This is a genomic window from Pseudoduganella ginsengisoli, assembly GCF_009720865.1.
Taxonomy (GTDB): Bacteria; Pseudomonadota; Gammaproteobacteria; order Burkholderiales; family Burkholderiaceae_D; genus Rugamonas; species Rugamonas ginsengisoli.
Map to the genome: position 1 here is coordinate 170751 of NZ_WNLA01000001.1, position 11756 is coordinate 182506.

The 11756-nt window shown below is 61.0% G+C and carries 11 protein-coding genes; 2 read left to right on the forward strand and 9 right to left on the reverse strand.

Translation table 11 applies throughout. The features are described from left to right. Positions 1–104 precede the first annotated feature (104 nt). Complete coding sequence (locus GM668_RS00755; protein ID WP_155437028.1) at positions 105–548, forward strand: hypothetical protein; 444 nt, start codon at positions 105–107, stop codon at positions 546–548. Between the two features lie 7 nt (positions 549–555). Here the strand turns inward: GM668_RS00755 and GM668_RS00760 are convergent, their stop codons facing one another. The 5 genes from GM668_RS00760 to GM668_RS00780 form a co-directional block, all read right to left on the reverse strand. Continuing rightward, complete coding sequence (locus tag GM668_RS00760) at positions 556–1854, reverse strand: MFS transporter (protein ID WP_155437029.1); 1299 nt, start codon at positions 1852–1854, stop codon at positions 556–558. Between the two features lie 118 nt (positions 1855–1972). Next, positions 1973–2782, reverse strand: coding sequence for a BON domain-containing protein (locus tag GM668_RS00765; RefSeq protein WP_155437030.1), 810 nt, complete (start codon positions 2780–2782; stop codon positions 1973–1975). Between the two features lie 112 nt (positions 2783–2894). Then, positions 2895–3578, reverse strand: coding sequence for a hypothetical protein (locus tag GM668_RS00770; protein WP_155437031.1), 684 nt, complete (start codon positions 3576–3578; stop codon positions 2895–2897). Positions 3579–3720: 142 nt separating this feature from the next. Next, entirely contained in the window at positions 3721–5421 is a 1701-nt protein-coding gene (locus GM668_RS00775; protein WP_155437032.1) for a dipeptidyl-peptidase 3 family protein, read from the reverse strand. A 59-nt stretch (positions 5422–5480) separates the two neighbouring features. After that, the gene (locus GM668_RS00780; protein ID WP_155437033.1) at positions 5481–6083 is read right to left on the reverse strand and encodes a short chain dehydrogenase; all 603 of its coding nucleotides are present in this window, start codon (positions 6081–6083) and stop codon (positions 5481–5483) included. 104 nt (positions 6084–6187) lie between these two features. On the opposite strand from GM668_RS00780, the gene GM668_RS00785 reads away from it, so the two are divergent. Then, the gene (locus GM668_RS00785; RefSeq protein ID WP_155437034.1) at positions 6188–7105 is read left to right on the forward strand and encodes a LysR family transcriptional regulator; all 918 of its coding nucleotides are present in this window, start codon (positions 6188–6190) and stop codon (positions 7103–7105) included. Here the strand turns inward: GM668_RS00785 and GM668_RS00790 are convergent. The 4 genes from GM668_RS00790 to GM668_RS00805 form a co-directional block, all read right to left on the reverse strand. Further along, positions 7090–7689, reverse strand: a complete 600-nt coding sequence (locus GM668_RS00790) for a short chain dehydrogenase (protein WP_155437035.1) — start codon at positions 7687–7689, stop codon at positions 7090–7092. The two genes, GM668_RS00785 and GM668_RS00790, sit on opposite strands and share 16 nt — an antisense overlap. Positions 7690–7803: 114 nt before the next feature. Beyond that, positions 7804–8439 carry a DUF3471 domain-containing protein gene (locus GM668_RS00795; RefSeq protein WP_155437036.1) on the reverse strand — a complete coding sequence of 212 codons (636 nt, stop codon included), beginning with the start codon at positions 8437–8439 and terminating at the stop codon, positions 7804–7806. Between the two features lie 158 nt (positions 8440–8597). Further along, the gene (locus tag GM668_RS00800) at positions 8598–10064 is read right to left on the reverse strand and encodes an efflux transporter outer membrane subunit (protein ID WP_155437037.1); all 1467 of its coding nucleotides are present in this window, start codon (positions 10062–10064) and stop codon (positions 8598–8600) included. Positions 10065–10078: 14 nt separating this feature from the next. Then, positions 10079–11674, reverse strand: coding sequence for a DHA2 family efflux MFS transporter permease subunit (locus GM668_RS00805; protein ID WP_155437038.1), 1596 nt, complete (start codon positions 11672–11674; stop codon positions 10079–10081). Between the last annotated feature and the right edge of the window lie 82 nt (positions 11675–11756).

An 11756-nucleotide genomic window follows, 5' to 3' on the forward strand; every position in this document is an offset into this window, starting at 1 on the left:
GACACACTTTTGCCAGTATATAAGAACGGCATTGTTACAAAAAAATTACTTAGTTTCCGCACGGACAAGCTAAAATGGCAACTCATTCATATACGGGGGTCTTGATGAAGCAGGTCGCTGTCTTGTTATCCGTAGCCATCCTGTGTGGCCCGGCCCTGGCGGCTGGTGCTGAAATCGACCCGAGACAGCATGCCGAATGTCCGCAACCGGACTTCCCGGCCCGCTCCACTTCCACCGAGAGTGTACGCCGTGTTGAGAAATCATTGAAAGCGTGGCGTGCCTGTTTCCGCACTGCGGCGGCACAGCAACAGAATGTGGACGACATGGTGGCCGCTTCCCGCGAATACCAGCAAGTCAAAGCCAAGCATGAAGCGTGGATCGCCGCGACGATCCAGCACAGCAAAGGCCAGGCGTATGGCCGCCTGGCGTCGGCCCGCGTGGAGCGCGATTTTTGGGAAAACCTGATGGCCAAGGGCGGCAATGCGCGCGCTGTGCCGCGCCGCCCCGATGACACGCTGGTCCAGCAAGTCGCTGTCGGCGCCAATTGAACCCGCGTCAGGCAGCCTGGCGAACCACTTCTGATCCCGCCGCTTCCTTGCGGCGCGCCGCCAGCGCCAGCAAGGCCGCCACCAGGCACGCAGCGCCCGCCGCAAACAAGGCCGGGTTATACGTGAACAGCGCGGCCCGCACCTTGCCTGCCCCAAATGCCGCCACCGCCGCCCCCAATTGATGGCTGGCGAAGATCCAGCCAAACACCATCCCTGCTTTTTCGCGGCCGACCGTGGCGGCCGTCAGCCGCACCGTGGGCGGCACGGTGGCAATCCAGTCCAGCCCATAAAACATGGCAAACAGCGACAAGCCATACAGCGTAAAAGTCGAATACGGCAGCCACAGCAGCGATAAGCCGCGCAAGCTGTAATACCAGAACAGCAGCTTGCGGTTGTCATAGCGGTCCGACAGCCAGCCGGACAAGATGGTGCCGACCAGGTCGAACACGCCCATCATGGCCAGCACGGAGGCGGCAGGCACAGCGGACAGGCCCGCATCGCCGCACAGTGAAATGAAGTGGGTCTGGATCAACCCATTGGTGCTCAAGCCGCAAATGAAGAAAGTGCCGGCCAGCAGCCAGAACGCGCGGTATCCCGATGCTTCCTTCAATACCGCGAACGGCGTGGTCCACGTCACGCGCTGCGGTGCTGCCGCCGGCGGCTGGGCGCCGGGCGCCATGCCATACGGCGCCTGCCCCACGTCGGCAGGCCGGTCGCGCATCAGCAGCAAAGCCGCCACCGCCACCACGGCGCACGCGGCAAACACCGGCCACACGGCCATGCGCCAGCCATGGTGCTCCACCAGCCACGCCCCCACCGGCAAGAACGCCAGCTGGCCCGTCGCGGCGCTGGCCGTCAGCACGCCCACCACCAGGCCGCGCCGTGTTTCAAACCACCGGTTCGATACCACGGCCGACAGCACCAGCGCCGTCATGCCGGACGCGACGCCCAGCATCACGCCCCACAGCGCCACCAGATGCCACAATGCGCGCATGTGCGTGGCCAGCAGCGAACCCGTGGCAATCAGCCCCAGCGCCGTGGCCACGACATTGCGCAAGCCAAAACGCTCCATCAAGATCGCCGCGAACGGCCCCATCAGCCCAAACAGTGCAAACCGCACCGCCAGTGCGGAGGAAATCGTATCCACGCTCCAGCCAAATTCTTTCGACAGCGGCTGCAGCAATGCCCCAGGCAAGCCCAGTGCGGCGGAAGACGCCAGGCCCGTCATGAAAGTCAGGGCAACGATCACCCACGCGTAATGGATGCCACGGCGCTCCAGCCGGGCAGATAGGGCAGCAGACAACATAGCGCACTCCGGTTATGAATGAATGCAGCCCAGTTTAAATTATGATCATCATTTAAACAACCAAAATTTTGCCCCGCACCGCGTCAGCGGGCGGGGCAAGGCGATCAGTGACCGCGGCTTACTTGTTTTTTACCTGGATCGAGCTTTTCACTTCCGTCACGCCTTTGACGCCGCGGGCCAGTTGCACAGCTTTATCCGCTTCCGCTTTCGACGGCACGAAGCCGCTCAGCATGACGACGCCTTTGACGGTTTCCACGTGCACATCCATGGCTTTCACGCCAGGATCCGCAGCCAGGTCGGCTTTGACCTTGGTGGTGATCATGGTGTCGCTCATCGCGTCGCCGGCAGCGGCCGTGGTATTGCGGGCCGTGTTGGCGGCGGTGTTGGCGGCCGTGTTGGTGGCGGCGACCGCATGGTCGCGGGTCGTATCGGCCGTCGTGGCGGTACGGTCGCGGGCCGTGTCTACGGCTGCTGTAGTGCGGTCTCGGGTTGTGTCGACTGCTGCCGCAGTGCGTTCACCAATGGTTGGAGTCGGGTCAGCGCGTTTGGCATCAGCCAGGGCGGCGTCCCTTGCCGCTTTGGCGTCAAGCTTACAGGCTTTTTTCGCATTGCCGGACTGGTCATCGCATTTTTCCTTGGCCAGGTCATATTCAGCCTTGGCCACATGCTCGCGGGCTTTGCGGTAATCGCGCGTATCACCGGCTTTGTGCTGCGCCACCGCATCCGCTTCGGCGCGGGCGCGCGCTACCTTGGCTTCCTCGATGCAGACATCTTCAGCATTGCCTTTCAAGCTTTTGCATTGCGCCTTGGCAGCTTTGTAATCGGCTGTGGCCTTGTCTTTCGCAGCATCATAGGCCGCCTTGTCGGTGTCGGCAGCATAGGCATTGCTGAGGGCCCCGGCCAACGCCAGGATCACGAATTTGTTCATGGTGCGTCCTCCCTAAGTGATGGTGTACGCAACCATTAAACTCCTGACAAGGACAGCCCTCTGTACGCTACCCAACATAAGCTCTGTCGGGTTCGCACAACAGCTGCATGGATCAGTCGGCAGCCAGCATCGCCTTGTTCCACAAGGCTTTTGCCTGTTCGAATGGGGCATTTCCGGACAGCACACGTCCATCGGCAGCCAGCTGCAGCCATGCCTGCGTATCGTGGGAAATGTGGGTATCCGGCTGCGCCGCACGCACCTGGTGCAGCCATTGGTAGACCGCCGCGTAATCGGCAGGACGGCGCTGCTGTATCCACGCCAGCGCTGCCAGGTCCGCATACCCTTCTTCACGGCGGGTATCGCGCAATTGCTGCGTCATTTGCAGGATGTCAGTGGAGGCGGCAGGATCGGCGGCAGGTTCCTGGAATCCAACCGGAACAGAATGCCAGCTGCCCTGCGCATGGCGCCAGCAGTGGCCGACTTCATGCGCGGTCATGGCTTCAATCATCAGCGCCTGGCGTTCCTGCGGCACGCCATTCAGCACCTGTTCGGCCGTGTCGTTGCCCCGCATGGAAAACACCAGCTTGCAGCGGCCGCCATCAAACCCCATGGCCAGCGGTACGGCGCCGGGCGCGGCCTGCGGCTGCACGACGATATCGATCGGCAACTGCAGCGGTCCTTTCGCATAAGCCAGCACGGAAGCGCCGGCCTGCAGCCAGCGCGTTTCCATGTCCGTCAGTTGCGCAGCGGATGCCATGACGGGTACAGCCAGTAACACAGTCGCAAGTTTCAGCATGACGTTTCTCCTCGAAGAAACTATACATGCCTATCGTCAAGATGTAAGCAAATTGCCGCCGCTGTTACAAAATATTTCCTTGTAAAATCAACAGCTTATAGAAACATCGACAACTACTTGCGGCGACCGCTCATTGCTTCAATTAATGCTTCAACAACCCTTCCGCTGTCGGGAACGATGGACGGATATCGTTCGGCACCGCCTTCATCTTATCCAGCGCTTTTTGCACGTCAGGACGGATCACCACGTACTTGGCCATCATGTCTTTTGCGCGCGCATAGTCGCCCGTTGCTTCAATGGTCAGGAATTCACGGTCCAGGTCCAATACGGCCTGCTTGATCTTCTTGAAGTCCACCGAGAAGATGCCGTCGCCATGCGACACGAAGCCGCCCTTGTCCAGCAGGTAATTCACCTGGATAGCCATGCCGCGTGCATGCGAATCCGTCAGGCCGAAGTGCAAGGTGCGGAAGGCCGATGCCAGGAACGTCGTATGCAGCTTGCGCTCGGCTGCCTCGCCCTGCCCCAGCGAATTTTTCAACTGGCCCTTGTCCATCATGTACATCAGCGCATACAGGCCCGTGATGTCGGCTTTCGCTTCTTCGATGGTGGAATACGTATCCTTCAAATCCTGGCGCGGCGTCGATGGCTGGCCGTTGACTTTCGTGGCGTGCGGGCCCAGGCCGTGCATGATTTCATGCGCAAGGATGTGCGTGAAGAATGAGTCGAAATCCAGGTCTTTCTGGTCTTGCGGGCTCAATACCAGTTTCGAGATCGGCGTCAGCGTCGCCTTGAATTTTTCTTCCTGCACGTTCTTCAGCATCACACGCTTGGAACCGCGCTGGCTGATGACTCTTTCATCGTTCGGCAAATTGTAGGCGGCTGTTTGCACACCCATGTTGCCGTCACCGGCGCCATATACCTGGTTGACCACCACCATCGGCGCCAGCGCGCCCACTTTCGGGTTGCGGTATTGCGCGTCGAGCGGCAAATTGTCTTCCAGTTCCTGCATGTGCTGCGCGAAGAAATTCAGCTTGTCCGTTTCTTTCTGGTCGCGGATGCTGACGTACGCTTCAAACGCGGCCTTGTAGCCAAACAGTTCATCGTTATACGTCTCATATGGGCCGATCGTCACGTCAACCGGAGAATCCAGGTCCATCCACGCGAAATCGGAAGCCAGGTAATCATTGGACAGGAAAGCGTCGGCGCGCAAGTCCAGGAATTTTTTCAGCGATGCGTTGTCCGTGGCGGCGGCCGCTTCCTTCAGCAGCTTGGCCAGCCGCTGCAACTCCGGCTGGTATTCATCCGAATAGTTGACGGTCTTGAATTTCATGTCCGCGCCGGCGCGGATGGTGGTGAAGAACCACTGCGCCTGTTCCTTATCGGCAGCGGGCAGCCCGTTGATCCACGTTTCCAGCGCTTCTTTCGACGCACCCGCCGGATAGAAGTTCGCGCCTTCCGGTTTCTTGTCCGGCACCGCGATATTGCCGACATGCTGCGGCAGGAACGACGTATTGCCATCGATGATGGACCACGGTCCCTTGTTGAGCCAGAAGTAGTCGAGACGCGCCTTGCCCAGCGGAGTCTTATCCTTTTGCAGCGCTGCCCACAGCGCTTCGTTGCCGGCCCAGCGCTGGCGCAGTTGCAGCACGTCGATGATCTTGGCCGCTTCGATCAGTTTCGCGATGGCTTTCTTGTCGCCGGCCGACAGTTTGGACGCATCCGCTTTCAGCGCCACGGGCGCGAAGCGTTTGGTCATTTTTTGCAACTCATCGACACTGGCTGGGGCCGCGGTGGCAGCGGAACCCAGCGTGGCTAACAGCAGGGGCAGCAACAGCTTTTTCATCAAAGCGCCTTTCTTATGGAAAGTGGAAAGGCGCCAATTGTGACACTCCCGCGGGCGGCTTACCAGACTTTGTACGTCTGTCCCGTCTGCGCCCCTTCGACACTGCGGCTATATGCCAACGCCACGCGGGCAGCCGGCACGGTTTCAAAACCGATGAAGTACGCGCCATACGCTTCCAGCGACTCGGTCAGCAAGGTTGGGCTGACGACGTTGATGCGGATGCCGCGCTGCAGTTCAATTGCGGCGCCACGGGCAAAACCGTCCAGCGCGGAATTGACCATCGATGCGCTGGCGCCGTTGCGGATCGTCAGTTCCGACACGCTGCCGCTGGTCAGCGTAATGGAACCGCCATCCTTCAGCGCGTGCTGCGCCACCAGCGCCACGTTGACCTGGCCCATCAACTTGCTGTTCAAACCCACCTGCATCTGCTCCGGCGTGAATTCAGCCAGCGGCGCAAACGCCAGCGCACCGGCCGTCACCACGACGGCGTCCACTTTGCCGACCTTGTCGAACAGGGCGCGCACCTGGTTAATGTCGGAAATGTCCGCCTGGTATTGGCCGCTGGTGGCGCCTACCGTGATGATTTCATTGCGCTTGCCCAGTTCTTCCACCACTGCTTTGCCGATGGTGCCGGTGGCGCCGATGACGATAACTTTTTTCATGCTGTTCTCCTTGGGTTGTGTTGAAGTGCAGCCAGTATCGCTTCCGTCACAGAAGGAATAAATGCGTTAGGATTTACAACATTCCTAAATTTTAGTTAGTAATCATGGATAAATTGCGCAGCATGGAAATCTTTGTCGCTGTCGTGGATGCGGGCAGCTTTACGCACGCCGCCGACACCTTCCGCATTTCGCCCGTCATGGTGGGCAAGCACATCAAGGCATTGGAAACTTTGCTGGGTGCGCGGCTGCTGGCGCGCACAACGCGCCGCCAAAGCTTGACGGAAATCGGCCGCCAGTACGCGGACCAGTGCCGCGCCATTCTTGCGCAAATACGGCAGGCGGAAACCGGGGCGGAAGCCATGCGGGCCGCACCACGGGGCAAGTTGAAAATCACGGCGCCCGTGTCATTTGGCAGCGAGTGGGTCAGCCCCGCCATGACCGATTATTTGCGCGCGCACCCGGAAGTGAGCCTGGATTTGAATTTGAATGACCGCGTGGTGGACTTGGTCGATGAAGGGTACGACGCGGCCATCCGCATTGGCGACCTCGATGACTCATCGATGGTGGCGCGGCCATTGCGGCCGTACGCGATGGCGATTTGTGCATCGCCCGCCTACCTGGAACAGCATGGCGTGCCGCGCACGCCGGCCGATCTGGTGCACCACGAATGCCTGGACTTCATGCAGTGGACGCCGCAAATGCGCTGGCGGCTGCGCGAAGCCAATGGCGAGCGCAGTGCGGCAAAACCACGGGAAAGCCGCTTCCGCTCCAGCAGCGGCCAAGCGTTGCGCATGGCGGCGCTCAACGGTTTTGGCCTGGTGATGCAGGCTGAGTTATTGCTGGCGCAGGATATCGCTGCGGGACGGCTGGTGCCTGTGCTGGCCGACTGCCTGCCGGTGCCCCGCCCCATGCATCTGGTGTATCCGCGCGACCGCCAGCCTACGCCGAAGCTGGCGACGTTCATTGAATTTATGCTGGAGCGGTTTGGCCCTTCCGCTCCGCTTCCTTACCAGATTTTATAAGTCTGTCCGGTCTGCGCGCCTTCCACGCTGCGCGCATACGCCAGCGCCACGCGGCTGGCCGCCACTGTTTCAAAGCCGGGGAACAAGTGGCCGTATGCTTCCTTCGATTCCGTCAGCAAGCCCGGCGCCACTGCATTGATGCGGATGCCGCGCGCCAGTTCAATCGCGGCGCCCCGCACAAAGCCTTCCACGGCGGAATTCGACGTGACGGCATTGGTCGCATGGTTGATGGGGTGATACACGTCGATGCCGCTGGTCAGCGTGATGGAACCGCCATCGTTCAACGCATGCTGGGCCGCCAGCGCCACGTGGACTTGCCCCATCAGCTTGCTGTTGAGGCCAACGCGGAAACGTTCCGGCGTCATGCCGGCCAACGGTTCCAGCGCCATGATGCCGGCCGCCACTACCACCGCATCGGCCTTGCCTGCCCGCTTGAACAGCGCCTGGACCTGCCCGTAATCCGTGATGTCGGCCTGCAGCTGGCCGCTGCTCTTGCCAACCGTGACGATGTCGTGGCGGCGTCCCAGTTCTTCCACGATGGCCTTGCCGACTGTGCCGGCGCCGCCAATGACGATAACTTTCATGCCCACTCCTTTAGTGTGTTGTTGATAAGGTTGCAATGCGCAGCCAGTATCGTTGCAATCACCGAAGGAATAAATGCGTGTACAGGAACTAATTTGCTAACCAAAAATTAGCAATCAAGGCGCTGCGTGCACCTGGCGCGCGGCGCGCAATACCTGGCCGTTCTGGTACAGCACCAGTCCCGTCACCTTGCCGCCGGCATCGCGCTCGAACTGCATTTCAGCGGTCACCACGTCATAGGCAAAACGGTCTGTTCTGCCTTCCATCGCAAAAACAGGCAGCGCGGGCTGCTCATTCAATTTGACGGTCAATTGCCCTGCGCGGGCCTGGACGCTGAAATTCAGCGGCGGCATGGCTGACACGTAGGCGCCGCCAAACGCTTCCTGCGTCACGGCAGGATCCATGGCTTGCGCGGGCGGCGCTTTCCCAGTGCGCTGGCCTTCCAGTACCGCACCACGCTGGCGCAACGTCACCGCCGCGACCTTGCCCTGCTCGCGCGTGAACGTGAATTCCGCGCCGGCGCCCGGGAACGTGAAGACATCCGGTGCAGCTGCCGTCAGCGGCATAAACGGCTGGCCTGTCAGGCGGCCATACAACTGCCCATCTTGCGCGACAAAAGTGAATGCGCCTTTCCCTTCGAGACGGTAGACGCCGTTATAGGCTGCCAGCGCGGCGGTATCGGTTTGTGCTTGCACGGATGTGGCAACGCAGGCGAAGGCTGCGCACAGGATGGTGTGGCGGAGAATTGGCACGGCGGCTCCCGAAAAAGGTCAGCCGCGAGGATAGCGGAATTCGTGCGGCGGCACATACGCAAATTGTCACCGCACGCCAAACATAGCCTTGGGCCAGCGGCATCCGCGCCGCTGGCCTCATCAGCGTAACTGATTACTGGCTTATTTACTGGCTTTATTTACTGGCTTATTTGCTGGCTCACTTGCTGGTTAACTTGCGCCAGTTGCGGCGAAGGCTGCCAGCCCGCGCCCAGCGCGCGCGCCACTGCCACCGTGGCCAGCAAGCGCTGCGTCGTGATTTGCGCGGCAGCGCGGTCGGCTGCCAGCGCGCTGCGCTGGGCATCCGTCACATCCAGGTACGTCGACAAACCGCGCTCATAGCGGGCCCGCGCCACCAGATACGCGCGGGTGGCCGCGTCACGCGACTGTGCCTGCACTTGCTGCTGCTTCTGTTTTTGCTGCACGTCGGACAGTGCATCTTCCACTTCGCGCAGCGCCGTCAACAGCTTGCCTTCGTGGTTGGCCAGCGCTTCTTCATAGCGCGCCTTGGCCAGCTTCAGGTTGGCGTCATTGCGGCCACTGTCAAACACGGGCAGCGACAAGGCCAGAGGACCAATGCTGAACTGGCGCGACGCACCTTTGGTGATGTCGCCCAGACTCTCGGAAGCAAAGCCGAAATTGCCCGTCAAACTGATCGACGGATAAAACGCGGCTTCGGCCACGCCGATCTGCGCATTCGATGCGCGCAGCGCCGCCACGCTGCCCGCCAGGTCAGGACGCTGCGACAGCAGGCTGGCCGGCAAGCCGACGGGAATCGATGGCGGCTGCGGCAAGGCTGCCGTACCAGCAGGCAGTTGCATGCTGGACGGCGAAGCGCCCGTCAGCACGGCCAGGCTGTGTTCCAATGCATTGCGCTGGCGCTGCGCTTCCTGCAAATCCGCTTCCGCATTGGCGCGTTCGATGCGGGCGCGCGATGTATCGAGTTCATTCGACAGGCCCGCATTGAAGCGCGCATTGACCAGTTCTTCCGTTTCGCGGCGGGTATCCAGTGCGCCATTCAAGATGGCGATTTCCGCATCGAGGCCGCGCAATTGCCAGTAATTCGACGCCACTTGCGCCGACAACATCAGCATCACGCCGTCGCGGTCAGCCTCAAGCGCCAGCGCTTGCGCATCGGACGCTTCGACCAGGCGGCGCACGCGGCCCCACAGGTCGATTTCATACGACAGCGATGCGCCGGCCGTGTAGTTGTCGCCATGGATGGAACGGTGGCCCAGCGCGATACCTTGCGACGTGTTGGCCGATGTACGCGAATTCGATACGCCCGCGCCAACGCTGACCGCGGGGCCCTGGCTGGACTTCACCACGCCCAGCTGCGCCTGCGCCTGCAGCAAGCGCTGCGCGGCGGCTTTGACGGTCGGGTTGTCACGCAGCGCGCTTTGCTCCAGGCGGTTCAGCGTGTCATCGCCGTACACGGTCCACCACTGCGCCGGCAGGTGCGCTTCTGACGCGGCGCCTTGCGCATGGCGGAAGTTCGCATCCGCGACATTCTTGGGTGCGGAAAATTCAGGACCGACCGTGGCGCAGCCAGTCAGCGCGAGCGTCGCAGCAGTAACGGCAGCAGCCAGAGTAATACGTTTAAACATGATGCTATCCTTTTTCAGTGTGCGCCGGCGCCGCCGCCGGAAGGGGATTTCACTTCATCCGACAGCCACATCACGAGGATGCACGCCATCAGGATCGCGCTGACAATAAAGAAGCCGTCGTTGTAGGCCATCACATACGATTCACGGCGCACGATGCTGTCGATGGCTTTCAGCGCCTTATCGCTTGCCGCGGCGGCATCAATGCCTTTGGCGATAAACGATTGCGTCATCGCGGCCAGGCGTTCCTGCACGGCAGGCGAGAACGACGTGATGGCTTCGCCCAGACGCTCCGAGTGGAAGTGTTCGCGCTGCGTCAGCGACGTGGCCAGCAGTGCGATGCCGACGGAACCACCGAGGTTGCGGGTCATGTTGAACAGGCTCGATGCGGACGGCATGTCCTTTGGCGCAATACCCTGCATCGCGAAGTTCGACAACGTCAGCATGACGAAAGGCTGGCCCAGTGCACGCACCACTTGCGACAGCAGCAGCTGGTCGTAACCCGTCGATGCATCCATGTACGCATTCATCAGGCACGACACGCCGAACATGAACAGGCCGAACGAGCACAGGATGCGGTTATCGATTTTCGACGACAGCTTCGCCACGAACGGCATGATGAACAATTGCGGCAAGCCGGCCCACATGATCACTTCACCAATTTGCATTGGCGTGTAGTTGGCGATCTGGCCCAGGTACAGCGGCAGCAGGAACGACGAACCATACAGCGCCATGCCGAATACTGCCGACAGTGCGGTCGCCACCAGGAAGTTGCGCTGGCCATACAGGCCCAGGTTCACGAACGGGTCGGGACGGGTGACGCTGGTGACAATCCAGCCCAGCAAGCCGACCAGCGCCAGCGCAGCAAAGGTCACGATGAATGCGGAATCGAACCAGTCCTTGCTGTTGCCCTCTTCCAGGAAAATCGTCAGCGAGCCCAGGCCCAGCGCCATGAAGCCGATGCCGATCCAGTCTGCCTTGAACAGCAGGTGCAGCTGGTTTTTTTCCTTGTCGAGGCCATACGCGATACCGCAGATCAGCAGGATGCCTGGCACCCAGTTGATGTAAAAGATCGATGGCCAGCCATACAGGTCGCTCAGGTAGCCGCCCAGCGTCGGGCCCATCGATGGCGCCAGCGTGGCCGTCAAGCCAAACACCGCCATGCCGACCGCGCGCTTCGATGGCGGCAGCTTGGCCATGACAAGGGTCATCGCCATCGGGATCAGTGCGCCGCCAGTAAAGCCTTGCGCCATGCGGAACACGATCATGCTTTGCAAGTTCCACGCGGCGCCGCACATCGTCGAGAACAGCAGGAACAGCGCCGTGGTGCCGATCATGTAGCGGCGCGGGCCGAACACGCGCGTCAGCAGCGCCGTCAGCGGAATCACGATGATTTCCGCCACCAGGTAGGCGGTGGAAATCCACGAACCTTCTTCCTGCGTGGCGTTCAGCGTGCCAAGGATATCCTTCAGCGACGCGTTGGTGATCTGGATGTCGAGCACCGCCATGAACGCGCCCAGCATGCCGGCGGCCACGGCGATCCACGTGCGGGCGTCGACCTTCTGGCCTTCCACGGCCAGTTGCGGCGCTCTATCGAGGGTTGCACTGCTCATTACACGCTCCCGAACTCAATGGGCGATTAGTGGGTCAATTGATGGGTCAATTGATGGGTCAATTGATGGGTCAATTGATGGG